This is a genomic window from Vibrio rhodolitus, from assembly GCF_003350325.1.
Lineage (GTDB): Bacteria > Pseudomonadota > Gammaproteobacteria > Enterobacterales > Vibrionaceae > Vibrio > Vibrio rhodolitus.
This window is the reverse complement of the sequence record NZ_QLYZ01000018.1, coordinates 59,197-76,090: the sequence shown is the minus strand read 5'-3', so window position 1 is coordinate 76,090 and position 16,894 is coordinate 59,197. Positions and strand designations below refer to the sequence as shown.

Genomic DNA, 16,894 nt, shown 5'->3' with positions numbered 1-16,894 from the left:
TATTCGATTACACGGATATTACCCTATCTCGCTAATTTTCAATCAAATTCTTTAGCCATTTCTTACTCTTAACTCGATAGATTGAGCCACCCCATTTAACTAATTCTTCAGTGAGAAACAGCACATAAATCGCCTCTGGTTTCCATCCCCAATAAATCGCCGCAACCGCAGCCAGAGGAATACCAATTAACCACTGCGCGACAAGGTCTTGATACAGGCAGAATTTCACATCACCACCCGCTCGAAGCACACCGACAATTGCCATCATCGGGATACAACGAAGAATCAAGCCAAGACTTAACACCAAGATAAACTTGTCAGTTAACGCGCGAGTTTCTGGAGACAAAGCACTAAATGAATCGAGCACCAAATTACGACACAAGAACAGTAAGGCGGCCACAACAATGGCGACGCATATACTAAGCAACATGATACCAATCGCTTGGTAATAGGCTTCTTCGTACTTCTTAGCGCCAATTTGATTGCCAATCAGTACCGCGGATGCGTTCGCCATACCGATGAGAAATGCCAAAGAAATCGACTCAACTGGCGTCATCACCGAAAGTGCGGCTAGCCCTTGTACGCCTGATTGCCCCATGATCGCGTGATAAACAAATAAGCCACCCGCCCAAGCGAGAAAGTTTAGTGTGGTGGGCATTGAGAGTTTTAAAAAGCGCACCACTTTATCGATCTTTAACGTCGAGCGGATGTCTTCAATTGAAAACGCCAGTAGATGTTTTTTAAAGTGCAAGTAGCCAAATAAGGTAATGACTTCAATTGCGCCACTAACTACAGTAGCAATCGCCGCCCCTTTGATACCCAAAGCTGGCATACCAAACTTGCCGAAAATTAGCACCCAGTTAAGGAAAATGTTAGAAACAATGCCGATGCCACTGAAAAAGGTACTAAGCCCGGGTTGATGCACCGCGCGCAATCCGACCGCCATACTCGCCACACAGGCAACAGCTAACATGGTGACAGAGGTGATCACTAAATACTCACTACCAAGCTGATTAACCAGAGCGGAGTCTGTGGTTAATCCCATGATTTGAGATGGGAAGAAAACAAAAAGTATCACACTCAGTAGCGCAAACAACGTTGCCATAAACCAAGTCAAAGCGGTACTTTCTCGCACCCCTTGCCTGTCTGCTGCACCCCAGTATTGCGCAGTCAGCATCGCGCCACCGGTCGTTACCCCCACCAGCATAATCGTGGTCACAAATGTTGCGCGCGCCGCAACGCCAACCGCTGCAATTTCAGCCTCACCTAGCTGACCAAGCATAAGTACATCGACCAAACTACGGCTCGAAAACATGATGCTCTGTAACGTGATTGGCAGGGCAATAGCAATTAGGCGCCGGATAAAATCGCCTCTGGTATGGGAAATTACTTGGGACAGCAGCATCAAAAACCACCTCGATTATTTTGATAAGTCGTATTGCCAACTGGGCTGTTCATTATATACTCAATTAAAAACAAGAACATACATTTAGGTGAATGATGAAGAAAGTTCTAGTTCTCGGCGCATCTGGCTATATTGGTTCTCAGCTTTTATCGCAGCTATGCGATCAAGGTTACACCGTCACTGCTGCAGCGCGTCAAATTGAGTATTTAGAAGCGCGCACACTTCCTCATCCTCATCTAACGCTTACCTATCTCGATCTTGCTGATCGTGAGGCGACCGTTGATTTAGTTCCCCAGTTCGATATCGTCTATTTTTTGGTGCACGGTATGGCGCAAGGACACGACTTTGTCGATTACGAACTAGGCTTAGCAGAAAACTTCAAGCTCGCCTTGCAACAAAGCCAAGTTGAACAAGTGATTTATTTAAGTGCTATCCAACCTCAAACCGGAAACTCGGAGCACTTACAGGCACGCAAAATGACTGGCGAAGTGTTACGCCAAAGCGGCACGCCGATCACGGAAGTTCGCGCGGGCGTAATCATTGGCCCCGGTTCAGCGGCTTTTGAGATCATGCGTGATTTTGTTTATAACTTGCCTGCGTTGATCACGCCTAAATGGGTCGACTCCAAAGCTAACCCAATTGCACTAGAAAACCTCAATCACTATTTACTTGAACTAGCTAAGCACCCAACAGGAGAAAACCTGCTCTATGAAGCGGGCGGTCCTGACGTACTCAGCTACCGTGACCAATTCAAGGTTATTTGCCAAGCAAGCCAACGTCCCTATCGTTTATTCGCCACTTCGTTGCTTACGCCTAAAATGGCTTCTTACTGGCTAGGTATGGTGACATCGGTTCCTTCCAGTATCGGCGCTGCCCTGCTTGCAGGTTTGGAACACGATTTTATTGCTGACTCTAGCGAGCTCGAACAACGCTTTCCACAGCAGATGATTGGTTTTGAGCAAATGGTTGCTACCAGTATTGAGCAAGAAGGCAAGTTTGTGCGCAGCAACGTGTGGGGCTTTGATCCCGCCGCGCTTAAACGTTGGCAAGCAGGCTATGGTTATTATCCTAAACAAACTGGAGCGAGCATCGAAACTGAGCTTTCGGCGGAGCAGCTTTGGCAGGTAGTCAAAACGATTGGCAACCTCAAAGATCCCTATTTCTTTGCCAACTACTTGTGGCGTACTCGTGAGTGGCTCGATATTTTCTTTGGTGGCAGTAAGCCGCTACGCCGCTCCCCACAAGGACCGGAGCTTGAAGTTGGTGATTATATTGATTCTTGGAAAGTAATTCGCTGTGAGAAAAACCAATTTCTCTCTTTACTATTTGGCATGCAAGGACCAGGGTTGGGACGCCTAGAATTCACCATATCTGACTTAGGCGATAAACGCAGTTTGAACATCACCGCATGGTGGCACCCACAAGGTTTTCGCGGACTACTTTACTGGTTTGCGATGATGCCAGCCCATCTATTTATTTTCAAAGGGATGGTGAAAGCGATTGTGCGTAAAGCTAAGGCGATAAATATCTCGCCAGAGACGCCTTAGCTCGTTGTTACAGCAATTGTTCATCACTCGACTTTACTCTGCGAGTAAGCGTGGCCAGTTTTGATCGCCCTGACGTATATTGCCATCAATGTCTTGTTGCCAAGTCTGTTGTACTGACTTGCTGTAATTTAAATAGAGTTTACCATTGACAATATTCCACGCTGTCGGATCGATTTTTGCGGTATAGCCTTTACTGACAGCCCAAGCGCAATAGCCACCATACTGAGGAGCGTATTGGTCAGGGTTTGCCATAAATGCAATCAAATTCTCCTGAGTAGAAAAGTACCACTCAGCCCCATTCCATTGGTAAGTAAAATCACTGTTTCCCTTAACTGGCTGCGCCTGCGAAAAATAAGCGACGGGATCATAACCTCTAATTGCTTTACCGAAGAAGTCGCTATAAACAGCATCAATTGCAAAGGCAGAGCCTACGACACCGAGCCACATAACAAAAGTCAGGGTTAGTTTACTTATCAATTTCATCTGCCTGTTCCTTATACACTCATACATCCGTGGGCAAGTTAACAATTCGCCCTTTCCAGAGATTTTGTTCCTCATACAAGAGTAGAGCTATAAAGCGGATAAAAACTTTCACCCTGAAACAAATCCCAATTTGACGCAGAGGTTGGCTTTATGGCTTTTGCCAGCGTATTCACGCGAGTCACTGACATCGTTCAGACACATAGCCAAATGCCCAAGTTGTCACTCAGCTTGGGCACTAATGGCTAGAGGCAGTAGCCTATTAACCATCCAAAAAGTGTTTAAGCAAGCAACGCTCTGGTTGTCACTAGCTGGGCTATATTGCTCACTTCTGCCAATGCAGTTTTATGGACATTATCCGCAGGGATCACCTCGTCAAAAATAGGCAGGGCGCAGGTAGCACAAGCATCGTGGGCAATGGTCGTTTTTAGTCCATATTCAATGGTAGCGCGCGCGGTTGAACTGACGCACATATGCGTCATCATGCCAACAAGTACAACCTCTGTTACCCCAAACTCTACCAACACTTGATGTAAGTTGGTACTGGCAAATGCATTGGGGTAATGCTTGATAACCACAGTCTCCCCCTCGTTTGGCGCCACACTCGGATGAATTTTTTGCCCTTCTGTACCGGGTAACATAAAGCCAAGTTCCGGTGATGCCGCTAAGTGCTGAACATGGATAACGGGTTTACCATACTGACGGAAATGCTCTAACAATAATTTGGCGTTATCTGCTGCCGCTTCAGGGTTGTTAAGTGGCATAGCCCCACCCGCAAAATAGTCATTTTGAATATCAATAATAATTAGCGCTTGGTTCATAATTTTGCTCTCCTTGTTTCGATGGTGATTACTTTACTCAAAACAAACCCACGCTATAATGACCAAAATGGACAATATAAGGTCACATATGGACAATAAGGAAATTAACGTCGTTATACTTGTTACCGACAACGCGCTTAATTCCGCCGTTTCTGGGGTAGCAGATATTTTGTCGATAGCCAACCACCTAATGGTGAAACCACTCTTTAGGATCAAGACCTTAGCCAGTCAAAACTTGACTAGTTTGGATACGCCAGATTTACTATTTTTACCGCCCGGAAAAATGGGCACAGTGACTCATTATGATGGCGACACGCTGCAAGCTCTGAAAATGTGGCATACCAATGGCACTACCCTCGCAGCAAACTGTGCGAGCGTCTTTTGGCTTGCTCACGCCGGGCTGCTTGATCAACGCGCCGTCACTACCCATTGGAAACTCTGTGAACAGCTAGCACAAGAGTTTCCACTCATCAGTGAAGTAAAGCGTCATGAAATGGTAGTTGATGAAGGCAGCATCATTACAGGTTCGGGATTATTTGCTTTTCAAGATCTGACATTACATGTCATTGCTCGATATGCTGGATTTGAACTGGCAAAAGAGGTCGCAGACGTCTGCCTGCTCGATTTTTCGGGACGACTACAAGCGCATTATGAACGCTTTGTTCCAGACTTCAGCCACGGCAACCCTCTAGTGTTAAAAGCGCAGCATTACTGTGAGCAGACACCACTTGGTGAGCAAAATAACCAAGCAATGGCAGAAGTCTGCTGTGTGAGTGAGAAAACCCTAACTCGAGCGTTCAAAAAAGTACTTAACTTAACGCCACAGCAATATCGCTTGAACTACAAGATGGATTTAGCAAAGCGCGAGATGAACATCAATAAACGCACCGTAGAACAAGTCGCATATCAACTTGGCTACAATGATGTGAGTAATTTCACCCGCGTGTTTAAGAAAGTGGTCGGCATTACGCCAACACATTATCGTTCGCGCTTTATCAGCGAATAGAATCCTCTGTTTAGTTATTCAGCAGGTTACAGGCGCCCCGCCTTGAGTGCTTGTCGAAGACAATATTTGGCGACGAATTTATGAAATGGCTTAACAAAAGCCATATAAATTTTGCCCGAACGTGTTTTTAAGTTCACTAAGGTTGATAACGCAAACTCATTGTCTGATAAGCGCATGACCGACAGCCACATATCCATATTCGGCTCATAAGCCCCGCAAACCACCTCAGATTCTGTCACCAATTCAAAGGTCAGAAAACCAGCCTGCTTGCCCGCTTCAATTTCTTCAAGCGCTAACGACATCTCTGTGTTACTGACTGAAAAGCCCAACTTCTCAACCGCTATATTTCGAATCTTTAGCGCGCGTTGCACCGACTTTGGTAAATAGCCAAATACACTGTGATAAACCTGTTTCGCTTCTAAATTATGCTGGGTTACAGTGACTTTAAATGAGTCGCGATAATAACTTCCCGTTTGTTTGCCGTTGATACTGCTCGCGGCAGGAAAAGTAATCTCAGATATCATTGATTCGCCTTACTTGAATACACATAAGTCACTTTATTGTTCAATAATGGTTGAGTGTACCGAAACGACTTGTAGTTTTCCGTCTCGCTTTGCCCACACTCTCGAAAACGCAAAACAACCATTGGCTTCTGTTCCATTGTAAGTACCTTGAATCTCCGCTTTAACATAGACCAAAACAAAGGTGTCATGCGGCACAGTTTTAACATCCGTCAATTCAATGGTTCGAATAGAAAGTAAGCCTGATTGATGAAGCAAAATATCTTCTTGTTTGGTGCTTCTCTGCCCAAAATGATTAACGAAAACGAGCTCATCTGCTAATAATTGGTCGAGTGCCGCCGTGTCTGAATTTATCATCGCACGTTTGAGCGCCTCTTCCGCTATAACGACTAGATCAACAATCTCACTATTCATCTTTACCTCTTATTCCCTAGCTAACTGTGGTTTAACCAAACTCTTTTTTGCTTCACCTTATGATTCATTTATGTCTAAAACTCTTCACTATATTCAGCCTGATCATTTTTGACTTTAACTGTATTAATCACCTGTGTTCCTGCGATTAAATCATGCACACAGCGCTTATCTTTCCTAAAAATAAATAACACATCGACAGTTGGTAAGAACGAGCCAATTAGAGGAATAAAGGTGGATATAGAAATTGGTACAATGCGTTTAGCGAACAACTTCGGTAACCCAAGTAACTGACCATTTTGATCGACAATAGCAATATCAAAAACAAATTTGCCGATTGTTTGTCCCTTAGTATGTAATAGATAACCATGAATAAGCAGATACATGGCAAAACAATAGATCATGTAGGCAAATGACTCTTCGGGTAGCATCACACCAGAAGAGGCTATTCGGTCACCAAAATCGGTATACCACATCAATGGAATCACATACGCTAAGGTGATAACCCCATCGATAATTGCTGCCCAAAAGCGTGACCATCGCGACGCAAGGTCGACGCTATCTACTACCTGTAACTGTTTTTCTTGCTCTAACATCTAAAACTACCATTTCCTTGTAAGTGATTTAGCTAAATACCGGACGGAAAAAACTGCGTTCATAGCTGATAATGCACCCTGTCTTATCTGCATAATCAAATGCGTGAAGACAATCAGGATCGTCGAACGATTTATTTCGGTACTCTTCGTATGCAGATAAACTTTCAAATGTGAACAAAGCAAGGGCAATATTGTTAGCTCCTTCAGCTGGCAAAAAATACCCATTATGTTGACCACCAAATCTTTCAACTAACGGAATCCACATCTTGGCATACTGCTCAAATTCCGGTGTTTTCTTTGGATCAATAACGTATTTTATGTAGCAAGTAATCATGCAAAATCCTTTTTAAATGCATCTAACAACCAAATAACCATCAATAAAGTATTCTTGATGCACGCAAATATCACCTGCTCACCAAAGTAGCAAATATCCTTTATAAAGTAACAGGGTGATAACGTGCTATGACACGCAATATTGGCTGAGATCATCTATAGTTTGCAACTGAACTGTCTCTCAGAAACACTCAGTCGTTACTCACAAGACCCACTTAACCATTTGTACATAATGTAACTATCGATTAAGCCCAAACGCTTATGCCGATAGGCTTTAGGAATCGTGCCGATGATCGAAAAACCAAGTTTCTGCCATAAATTAACGGCAACGGTATTGGTCGAGACAACACTATTAAATTGCATCGCTAAATAGCCAAGTTCAAGCGCAGTCTGCTGTGAATGTTCGCATAAGAGCTTGGCGATGCCTTTTCCCCTCGCCTCACTAGCAACCATATAGCCACAGTTACAGATATGCTTGCTCGGTCCCATCGCATTTGGCTTTATATAATATGAGCCTAGTACGGCGCCATTTTCGACATAGGCGTACACTTTTTGCGGCGTTTGGCACCATAAAGCATAAGCTTGCTTACGCGTCATATCTGGATCAAATGCATATGTTTCTTGCGCTTCAATAACACTACTGAATGTTGACCAAAACGAATCAAAATCCACTTCTGTCATTTCTCTGATCATCACTTCTCCTTACCGTCGCAAACTTGTTAAGACGTACAATCATTACAGGTTAGCGCCTAAAAATAACAAATCAGGACGACAACCAATAGAAGAGAAGTGAGTGCTGATGCGCACTGTTAAATGATACAAGGATGAAATTATCGGCATCGCAAACTATGTGCTTATCCATGGCTCGCGAGCGAAGTTTCACGAGGTAAAATCAAGGATATGGGCAATATATTCGGCATAATTATCACCCACTCAAAGCTTGATCTCGATGCGCCCAATTCTGCTGGCAAAACCACCAACGCTTACTTTGTTAATCACTAGTGAATCTGACTCAACGGTGGCAGTAATTTCAGAGCGGCAATTCATGGCACGCCCTTGCTCAAAGATAAACTGGCTGTCTGTGTTTTTACTCAAGTGCTTAAATAAATAGCATGCCAGCGCTCCACTTGCACTGCCGGTTGCTGACTCTTCTAAGATACCCAGCAAAGGGGCAAAATTACGACAACTTGCCGTCGTGGTACTACCCTCTTCACACAATTCAAAAGCATGAATACCCACCACAGAATGCTTTTGACAGAACTCGATCGTTCGCTGTTGATGCAATTGGATTTGGTCTAAATACCCGATGGGTAGCGGCACAATAATATCCGCCAGTCCGGTTGAAATGACCTCTATGGGAAGCTGAGTACTTGATAAAATAGCCGAGTCAATGCCAACAAGCTCAGATACGTCCTCATAACTAAAACCGCCCAAATACTCGGGGAGCTTTTGCTCCATCACTACATGACCATCAGCTTCAATATTAACCCCAAGCAAGCCTGCCTTGGTCCTCTGAACGTAATATCCTTGGGTAAGAATGCCTTGTTGATAAAGGGTCGAAAACGCAGCCAAAGTAGCATGACCGCAAAAGTCGACCTCTTCTGTGACCGTGAAAAATGACACCTCAAAGTCAACTTGGTTATCTTGTGATACAAACGCAGTCTCGGAGTAGCCTACAGCCTTGGCGATCTCCAATTTCTCTTTATCAGAAAGCGCATCGGCATTTAATACCACTCCAGCCGGGTTGCCACCTTCTCCTTGAGCTGTAAAAGAATTAACTAAAAATACATCGACTGATTTCAACTTCCCTGTCTCCTTACCATAGTGTCAACTTAATCACCGACAAGCATACGTCCCTTGCCCGCTATAACAAAATGCCCAAATTGGTACTCCAACTTGGGCATTTGTCTAAACTAACAATTCACCTGCTCTTTCCGGTTGGTAGACAATGTCTTGAATGGTCACATTAACGTCTGTGCCATCCGGTTTCGGCCAATGAATTGAATCACCAATCGACAAGCCTAATAGAGCGCTCCCGATTGGGGCAAGAATCGAAACCTTATCTAGGCTATTGTCCATATCCCTTGGGTATACCAGGGTCATTTCAAACTCTTTTTTCGTTGCCTCGATAATAAAACGTACTCGCGAATTCATTGTCACGACGTTCGCCGGCACATCTTGCGGTGCAACAATATTACCGCGCTCAAGTTCCTCTTCTAGTTTTTCTGTTGAAACTGCATTGCGCGGTAGTGATTCAATTAAGTTATAGATTCGATCTACATCAAGCGATGAAAGGGTAATTTCGGGTTTGATATTCATACTGTCCTCATACAACAAAAATACGCTCGCCGTATTTTTTCCAAGACATCCTCACACCAAATAAAACGCCCCCAGTCTTCGATAAAAGAAGGCTGGAGGCTATATGGTATGAACTGAATTGTCTGAGAACCAATGTGCCTATAACGATCATGATTAGCAAATTAATGTCTGAGAAATGAGCTATCAGGCGACATATCTAACTCGCCATACTGAAGACAAAACAGATAATTAAAATGCCTGTAACAATTGGCGGTGATATTGGCTAACATCGAGCGTGACGCCATACTGCTTTACCCACTCAGCCAACTTTTCTTCGGCCTTATTGAGACTGGTCATAGTGATGGTATTGTCATCCAATTGCCATAGTTGACGCGAACCTTGATAACTAAAATGCAGGGCAAGCATGGCCTCTTTATTTCCCTGCTCTGCGGCGGCTAATAGCTTTTTATTTTTACGGTAAATAAGGTTGAGCTCTTGTTTTAAATGCCAAACATACGCCACTTCTGCCATTTTGGGATGCGTTTTCAGCTTGATTAACACACTCGCCAAGATTACCGCACTCACGACAACACCCAGCAAATTCCAGTGAAAATGAGAGCCTGACGGATCAGGGAACAAATAAATGAGACTTTGAGAGATTGCCAGGCTCGAGATAGCTAAACTGGCAATACACGCGACAATCACAATATTTAAACGTGAGCGATATAACTGCTTATCGATTTTTTTTAATTGCATCAAAAATCCATCATCTTACTAATCTTAAAATCCCGATCACTTTCGGTTAACGCATTGTAGCGTTTTTTAACTGTAAGATTGATTTAAAAGCGTAAATTCGCGAGCTTAAAACGCAACAAAAATGTAAGCGTTTATCATAATAAAAAGGCAACCTGCGCTATTGTGAGTGCACTGGCGAATCAAACAGGCGACTGACTCGAATTGCCACACCAACCCAAGTGGAGTTTTTGTATTTTTTGTCACTCTCTTGCCATTTTTCAATAAAGTCCCAATCCGGCGAGATTTCTTCAATATTGGTATCCAACCATTCACGGCGGCTATTGTTGATGATGTAGTGCGGAGAGTCAGGGTCCATGATCAAGGGGATCAATATTGTGCCATCCGGTGTTGAGGGTTGGTTATCAAGAATACAGATTGGCACAGCGAGTTTATCGACTAATTCTAATTCCGTTGGATAAGCACGACGAAGATAACTCAGAGTCTGACTATCACGCACCACTAACTCACGTTTAAGACCAAACTCACCAAACACATACAGCATTGCTGCGAGAGAGTTATAACCGGAATGCTCTATATAACTGGGGTTTTCACCTTTGGTGACAATACCAATAATTTTGTAGATCTCTAATGCCGCCTCTTCAAGGTCAAGGTTTTCACTGATGGTTACCCCATCGCCATTAAACGCTTTCTCTGTACGATTATATCGCTGCAGTAATTTAGCTTGTTTTAGCGGTAATTGCTCAAACGCATATAAGCAAGCCACTGTGCAATAGGGACCGCAATAAAGGCTACCTTGAGGTTGTTTGATATTGGGAAAAGCTAACATGCATGTCCTTATCTAGGTTTTATGTGGCTAATGTGTGGTTAGAAACGAAATGAAAAATCTTTAATAATCCCTAACCATTTTTATATGTGGCACACCGGTACTTTGCGCGACAAAGGCATCACCAGAGATTTTAAAGCCGAGATTTTCATACATTTTTATCGCATGTAATCTGGCATTCAAATAGATCTGCTTGGCTTTTCTTTCGCGTGCAATATCCGTCAACTTAGTGAGCACTTGAGTGCCTAAACCTTGTCCCTGCATATCAGGACGCACTACCATTTGTGATATTTTAAACTGATTCGGGCGTCCCTCACTCAAGCGCCCATAGGCGTATAAGTTGTCTTCGCAGGCAACTGCAATGTGGACGCTATTATTCTCCAGCGAATCAAACAGGATTTCTCTTGGCAAGTTTGGCTGTTTAAAAAACAGCTCATAACGTAAATCGAGCGCTTGTTGGTAAAGTTTATCTGTGTCTTTTATTTGAATAAGCTCCATCATTCACCCAATCTTCGCCAATCCGTTAGTTGTAATTGCTTACGTCTAACATAATAAAAAACCGCCATAATCAGTCCAAATAACACCCCGCCGAGTAGCGACATAAAAATAGCCTCAAGAATCGGCTTACCTTCTCTTTGCCAAATCACAAACCAATTTAGCGTGCCCCAAACTGTGGCAAACGTTGCCATCGAAATAATAAAATTGTCCCAAAAAGTCTGATAATGAGGCGGTGGGATTCGCATCCCCAATTTAATAAGAAACTTAGCAATGGGCGGATTGTAATGTGTCTTCCAGACACCTTTTTCATAGAGTTCTTGGCTCGCCGCTTTAAGCTTACTTTCATAATCCATCATGCTCACTCCCCCACTTCCATGCTGAACAAGAGTTGTGTGTTTTTGTTGTTCCTGTTTAAAGAATAGCCTCTATCTACACAGACTACCCGTCTCTATTTGTCCCGTTTCGATTCTCCTCGCATAAAAAAAGCTTCCCGAAGGAAGCTTTTCAACTCAATAAAAGCGCTTATTTAGCCACTTGATAGCTAATTGGAATCTCAGCAAGTTGTGCACCTTTGTTCTCAGGGAACACAATGTACTCACCGTGGTATTTCACGTTTGATTTGTAGTCAGTCACTTTATGCACCATAAAGCCCGCTTTACTTGCGGCTTCGACAAACAGCGCGTGATTACCGCGCACAAACCAGTTCATTGGTTTAACTAACAACTCACCATCAAAACACTTTTCGCACTGCTCAGAACAGAGTGCTAACGAGTTTTGACCTTCAGTGAAAAGCTGCACTTTACCTACACCAACCAGTGGTTCAGAAGTGGAGACTTCCCAACCCGCTTGTTCCATCACGTCAAGAAATGCTTCCACATCGCTGTCTTTGATTACTTTGGCATCTTGTTCCACTGGGAAGAAATCTCGGTAAAAAGATGAGATACGTTCAAAGGTAAACATCAGATTTGAGTCGTTACCTTTGGTGCGCCCCGCCTTCTGCCAGCGAGTGAGATCATCAACCACACAACGATGAAATCGTTGGCTCTTTAATGCTTTTGTCACCCAGCGGATCATAAAATTGTTGTTTGCTACTGGTGCATTCACCAACTTCTTCGCTTGATGTTCTGCGTGAATATCTTCTAACGCAGCATTTACCAACTTTTGAATTTCAACTGTATATTCAGCCATTAAGCCTTTCTTCCGTATAACCAATAAAATGCGGCAGACAAAACAGAGCATGCCGTCATAACTAAAATCATCGGCCAAGCGACGCCATTTGGCAACGCGGCAACAATTGCACCGATGATAGAGCCAATACCAAAACGTAGTGTACCAGCTAAAGAAGATGCCGTACCCGCCATCGTCGGGTAACCGCTCAGTAAAAGCGCCATGGCATTACTGCCTATGGTAGATAAGGTGCCAATGTACATCACAACAAACAGCACAATGCCCCACAATCCAAGATCGAGAGACCACGCGGTAAATAAACCTAAACCTGCTGCTAGCTGTACCCAAAGACCAAAACGCAGCATTGCATGAGAGCCGACTTTTTTCACCAAACGACCGTTAATGCTGGTCATAATGATCATTGCAATGATATTCAAACCAAACAGATAGCCAAAATGCTCAGGGCTGACACCATAGATATCAATGTAAACAAATGAACCTGCGGTTAAGAACGCAAACATACCAGCAAATGAGAATGCACCAGAAAGCACCAAGCCCATACCCACAGGATTGCGACATAAACGGATGTAATTACGCAGTGTCGTAGCTAAACGTAGTGGCTGCTTCTTCTCTGCCGTAAGTGTCTCTGGAATTTTCCACAGCACCAATAAAATAACGATGGCAGCGAAAATGGCGAGTACCCAAAAAATCGAACGCCAGCCAAACCAAATCGCTAAATAGCCGCCAATCATAGGTGCAATTAACGGAGCAATAGTAATGACTAAGGTTACAAACGACATTGCGCGTGCGAAATCTTCACGGTCAAACATGTCACGCACTACGGCTTGAATGATCACTGCCGCTGCTGCGCCAGCAAAACCTTGCGCGGTACGAACCCAAGTTAAAGCATCAATACCGTTAGTGGTTGCACTCACGACTGAAGCAAAACCAAAAAACAGCACGCCAAGTAACAAAACTGGTCGTCGACCAAAGCTATCGGCAAGCGGACCATGAATCAGTTGCCCTAAAGCAAAACCTGCGGTGTACGCGGTTAGCGTAAATTGCACTTCCCCAGCCCCAACGCCTAAATCACGGGCGATGGTTGGCATCGCGGGTAAGTACATATCAATAGCAAGCGGTGTTAAAGCACCAATCGCACCCAAGACGAGAAATAATAAAAAACTGATTTGTGGGGCGCTGGCGTGTTGTGTTGCAGTGTTAGACATACGTCTCCTAATCGGTTGCATTTCAGCCACCGCAATCCTTGCAGCAACTAAGCAAAATTGAGACACCCCCTTCCAATGGGATATTCACAAGTCACTTCTGGCATCAGCCATTACAAGAGTTATTTGAGTTATGAATGCACGACCGGAACACGGTCGTGTGAAGTGACGTGTGACTAGTCTATCCTCGACGAAAATCACCTAAAACACTAGTTCCCAGTAGGAACTAAATAATTTCCTATTTTAGCGATTATTTCTTACTAGGATTTTTCCTAGTAAGAAAACCGATGTGATTTCGCCAAGCTTATTACCACACTGAATCAATTTCTTCCTGAGTGAGGTAACGGTATTCACCCGGCTCTAGATCATCATCTAAGACGATGTCACCGATACGCTCACGATGCAGTTGATCAACCTTGTTACCAAGTGCGGCGAACATACGCTTAACTTGATGGTATTTACCCTCAGAAATCGTTAGCAGCAATTCATTGTTTGATGCATCCACAATTTCCATTTTAGCCGGTAGTGTTGCTTCTTTTTCGTTACGCAGTTCAATACCTTGCGCCAGTTTCTCAGCGTAATCATCACCAATCGCATCAGCCAGCCACACACGGTAAGTTTTCTCACACTTGTGTTTCGGTGAAGTGATGCGGTGCGACCATTGACCATCATCGGTGATCAAAACCAAACCTGTGGTGTCGACATCTAGGCGACCAGCAAAGTGCAAGTCTTCCATCTTCACCTCATCAAGCAGCACAAACGCAGTGTGGTTAAAACCATCTTCGTGCGAACAAACGAAACCATCTGGCTTGTACAACATGATGTAACGTGGGCCTTGCATCTTGATCTCGCGACCTTGCCACTCGACGATAGACTCATCCGTTACTTTGATAGCACCGCTTTTAACGACTTGCTCGTTAACCGTTACTTCGCCGCTTTTAAGAATTTTAGTCGCTTCTTTGCGTGTCGCACCTAACGCGTCACACAAAAATTTGTCCAAACGCACTTGCTGTAATTTGTTTGCTTGCGCTTTATTTGATTGCGCTTTATTTGGCTGCATGGATACCTCAACTTAGTTAGCTGCGCTATTATAGTGCGCCTAAAACAAATAGTTGAGCTATTTCACAGAATTTATGTACACCCTGCGCCCCTATCAAGCTGATTCCGTCAAAGCGGTAATCCACTATTTCAGAAAGCATTCAACTCCCGCCGTGATCGTGCTACCAACAGGCGCTGGAAAAAGCCTTGTGATTGCTGAACTTGCAAGGCTTGCCAAAGGCAGAGTCTTGGTGTTAGCGCATGTAAAAGAGCTGGTAGAGCAAAACCACGCGAAATATGAAGGTTATGGCTTAACTGGGGCAATCTTTTCCGCCGGGCTAGGACGAAAAGAGACTGACCAACAAGTTGTGTTCGCCTCGGTGCAATCGGTGGTACGCAACCTCGATGCATTTAAAGACCAATTCTCACTGCTGGTGATTGATGAATGTCATCGCGTGCCGGAAGATAAAGATTCTAGCTACCAAAAAGTCATCACTCATTTGCGCGAATTAAACCCTGGTATGAAAGTGCTCGGCTTAACCGCCACACCCTATCGCCTTGGCATCGGCTGGATTTACCAATACCACACGCGTGGGCAAGTACGCAGCGAAGAGGCGCGCTTTTTCCGTGATTGTATTTTTGAACTGCCGATTCGTTATCTGCTCGACGAGGCATTTTTGACTCCAGCAAGAATGATGGATGCGCCCGTGCTCAGTTACGACTTTTCGCAGCTTAAGCCCGCCAGTACGGGGCGTTATAAAGAGTCGGAACTGGATATGGTGATTGATCAAGCCAAGCGCGCCACACCGCAGATCGTCGAACAGATCATCCACATGTCAGGCGACAAAAAAGGCATTATGGTGTTTGCTGCCACCGTGCGCCATGCACAAGAAATTCATGGTCTACTGCCTGAGGGACAAACTGCGATCGTGATTGGCGATACGCCAACACCTGAGCGTGACGCCATAATTCAGCAATTCAAAGACCAAAAGATCAAATACTTGGTTAACGTATCGGTATTAACCACTGGCTTTGACGCCCCCCATGTCGACTTAATCGCCATTTTACGCCCGACCGAATCCATCAGCTTATATCAGCAAATTGTTGGGCGAGGCTTGCGCTTATCTCCGGGCAAAGAGGAGTGCTTGGTGCTCGATTATGCCGGTAACAGTTACGATTTATATCAACCGGAAGTAGGTAATCCTAAACCCGACTCAGACAGTGAAATCATCACCATTCCTTGCCCTGCTTGTGGCTTTAACAACAACTTCTGGGGCAAGCTTGATAGCAATGGCTTTTTGCTTGAGCATTTTGGTCGCCGCTGCCAAGGCTATTTTGAGGATGACGAAACTGGCGAGCGTGAACACTGTGGCTATCGTTTTCGCGCCAAATACTGTGGTGAATGCGGCGCAGACAACGATATTGCTGCGCGTATCTGTCATGAGTGCGATGCCACCTTAGTCGACCCAGACAAAAAGCTTAAAGAGGCGTTAAACCTAAAAGATGCGTTAGTTTTCGAATGCTTAGAGATGGAGCTTTCGACGTTTAAAGACGACAAAGGCAAAAACCAACTCAAGGTCACTTATCGAGGTGACAACCAAGCGGCTGTGCATGAGTTTTGGTCATTAACCACAGCCAAACAGAAAGAACGTTTCCATGCACAGTTTGTCCGCCCACACCTTGCAGACAAACATCGACCATTTGAAGAGTCCTCCCCCACTAAGGTGGTGGCTAACCAGCATCGTTTCCGCCCGCCGCAATTTGTAATTGCGCGAAAAGTGGGACGGTTTTGGAAAATGCGCGATCGTATCTTTGAAGATGAGCTCAACCAAGGCTAACCTGAATTTATCTAGCCAATTGAGCAAATTTGGCTTGATTCACTTTGCGTTCATGTTGAAATATTTATAATTCATTCAATGCTGGAGTAAGTGACAATTATCACCTTACGTCCCACCGAATAGAAAATTTGAG

20 protein-coding genes are annotated in these 16,894 nt (G+C 44.3%); 3 read left to right on the top strand and 17 right to left on the bottom strand.

Features of this window, described 5'->3' with window-relative positions; genetic code table 11:
* Window positions 1-31: 31 nt before the first annotated feature.
* Complete coding sequence (locus DPF93_RS16050) at window positions 32-1,405, bottom strand: MATE family efflux transporter (RefSeq protein WP_164675381.1); 1,374 nt, start codon at window positions 1,403-1,405, stop codon at window positions 32-34.
* Window positions 1,406-1,500: 95 nt separating this feature from the next.
* Here DPF93_RS16050 and DPF93_RS16045 point away from each other — a divergent pair, with 95 nt between their 5' ends.
* Window positions 1,501-2,952 (top strand): DUF2867 domain-containing protein, encoded by a 1,452-nt coding sequence (locus tag DPF93_RS16045; protein WP_114767127.1) that lies wholly within the window; start codon window positions 1,501-1,503, stop codon window positions 2,950-2,952.
* 33 nt (window positions 2,953-2,985) lie between these two features.
* On the opposite strand, the gene DPF93_RS16040 is transcribed toward DPF93_RS16045, so the two are convergent.
* A complete protein-coding gene (locus tag DPF93_RS16040) occupies window positions 2,986-3,435 on the bottom strand; it encodes a YHS domain-containing (seleno)protein (protein ID WP_114767126.1) in 450 nt (149 codons plus the stop codon).
* A 278-nt stretch (window positions 3,436-3,713) separates the two neighbouring features.
* The gene (locus DPF93_RS16030) at window positions 3,714-4,253 is read right to left on the bottom strand and encodes a cysteine hydrolase family protein (protein ID WP_244204745.1); all 540 of its coding nucleotides are present in this window, start codon (window positions 4,251-4,253) and stop codon (window positions 3,714-3,716) included.
* 88 nt (window positions 4,254-4,341) lie between these two features.
* Between DPF93_RS16030 and DPF93_RS16025 the strand changes: the two genes are divergently transcribed.
* Entirely contained in the window at window positions 4,342-5,259 is a 918-nt protein-coding gene (locus tag DPF93_RS16025; RefSeq protein ID WP_244204744.1) for a GlxA family transcriptional regulator, read from the top strand.
* Between the two features lie 26 nt (window positions 5,260-5,285).
* On the opposite strand, the gene DPF93_RS16020 is transcribed toward DPF93_RS16025, so the two are convergent.
* From DPF93_RS16020 to rsuA, 14 genes are all read right to left on the bottom strand, one after another.
* A complete protein-coding gene (locus DPF93_RS16020; RefSeq protein ID WP_114767123.1) occupies window positions 5,286-5,783 on the bottom strand; it encodes a DUF2867 domain-containing protein in 498 nt (165 codons plus the stop codon).
* A 33-nt stretch (window positions 5,784-5,816) separates the two neighbouring features.
* On the bottom strand, window positions 5,817-6,194 hold the full coding sequence (locus tag DPF93_RS16015; protein WP_114767122.1) for a nuclear transport factor 2 family protein: 378 nt from the start codon (window positions 6,192-6,194) through the stop codon (window positions 5,817-5,819).
* A gap of 74 nt (window positions 6,195-6,268) precedes the next feature.
* Window positions 6,269-6,787 (bottom strand): RDD family protein, encoded by a 519-nt coding sequence (locus DPF93_RS16010; RefSeq protein ID WP_114767121.1) that lies wholly within the window; start codon window positions 6,785-6,787, stop codon window positions 6,269-6,271.
* 28 nt (window positions 6,788-6,815) lie between these two features.
* On the bottom strand, window positions 6,816-7,121 hold the full coding sequence (locus DPF93_RS16005) for an NIPSNAP family protein (RefSeq protein ID WP_114767120.1): 306 nt from the start codon (window positions 7,119-7,121) through the stop codon (window positions 6,816-6,818).
* Between the two features lie 197 nt (window positions 7,122-7,318).
* Entirely contained in the window at window positions 7,319-7,813 is a 495-nt protein-coding gene (locus DPF93_RS16000; protein WP_114767119.1) for a GNAT family N-acetyltransferase, read from the bottom strand.
* A 240-nt stretch (window positions 7,814-8,053) separates the two neighbouring features.
* Window positions 8,054-8,923: a PhzF family phenazine biosynthesis protein gene (locus tag DPF93_RS15995; RefSeq protein WP_114767118.1), complete on the bottom strand. Its 870-nt coding sequence runs from the start codon at window positions 8,921-8,923 to the stop codon at window positions 8,054-8,056.
* Between the two features lie 105 nt (window positions 8,924-9,028).
* Window positions 9,029-9,439, bottom strand: a complete 411-nt coding sequence (rnk, locus tag DPF93_RS15990; RefSeq protein WP_114767117.1) for a nucleoside diphosphate kinase regulator — start codon at window positions 9,437-9,439, stop codon at window positions 9,029-9,031.
* A 228-nt stretch (window positions 9,440-9,667) separates the two neighbouring features.
* A complete protein-coding gene (locus DPF93_RS15985) occupies window positions 9,668-10,174 on the bottom strand; it encodes a DUF3087 domain-containing protein (protein WP_114767116.1) in 507 nt (168 codons plus the stop codon).
* 157 nt (window positions 10,175-10,331) lie between these two features.
* Window positions 10,332-11,000 (bottom strand): hypothetical protein, encoded by a 669-nt coding sequence (locus DPF93_RS15980; RefSeq protein ID WP_114767115.1) that lies wholly within the window; start codon window positions 10,998-11,000, stop codon window positions 10,332-10,334.
* Window positions 11,001-11,060: 60 nt separating this feature from the next.
* Entirely contained in the window at window positions 11,061-11,498 is a 438-nt protein-coding gene (locus tag DPF93_RS15975) for a GNAT family N-acetyltransferase (RefSeq protein WP_244204743.1), read from the bottom strand.
* A complete protein-coding gene (locus DPF93_RS15970; RefSeq protein ID WP_244204742.1) occupies window positions 11,495-11,851 on the bottom strand; it encodes a DUF6404 family protein in 357 nt (118 codons plus the stop codon). Before DPF93_RS15970 ends, DPF93_RS15975 begins: the two co-directional genes overlap by 4 nt.
* A 166-nt stretch (window positions 11,852-12,017) precedes the next feature.
* Window positions 12,018-12,683: a DUF2913 family protein gene (locus DPF93_RS15965; RefSeq protein WP_114767114.1), complete on the bottom strand. Its 666-nt coding sequence runs from the start codon at window positions 12,681-12,683 to the stop codon at window positions 12,018-12,020.
* Entirely contained in the window at window positions 12,683-13,888 is a 1,206-nt protein-coding gene (locus tag DPF93_RS15960; RefSeq protein WP_114767113.1) for a Bcr/CflA family multidrug efflux MFS transporter, read from the bottom strand. Before DPF93_RS15960 ends, DPF93_RS15965 begins: the two co-directional genes overlap by 1 nt.
* Before the next feature lie 304 nt (window positions 13,889-14,192).
* Window positions 14,193-14,891, bottom strand: a complete 699-nt coding sequence (gene rsuA / locus DPF93_RS15955) for a 16S rRNA pseudouridine(516) synthase RsuA (protein WP_114767149.1) — start codon at window positions 14,889-14,891, stop codon at window positions 14,193-14,195.
* 127 nt (window positions 14,892-15,018) lie between these two features.
* Here rsuA and radD point away from each other — a divergent pair, with 127 nt between their 5' ends.
* On the top strand, window positions 15,019-16,761 hold the full coding sequence (radD, locus tag DPF93_RS15950) for a DNA repair helicase RadD (protein WP_114767112.1): 1,743 nt from the start codon (window positions 15,019-15,021) through the stop codon (window positions 16,759-16,761).
* Window positions 16,762-16,894 lie beyond the last annotated feature (133 nt).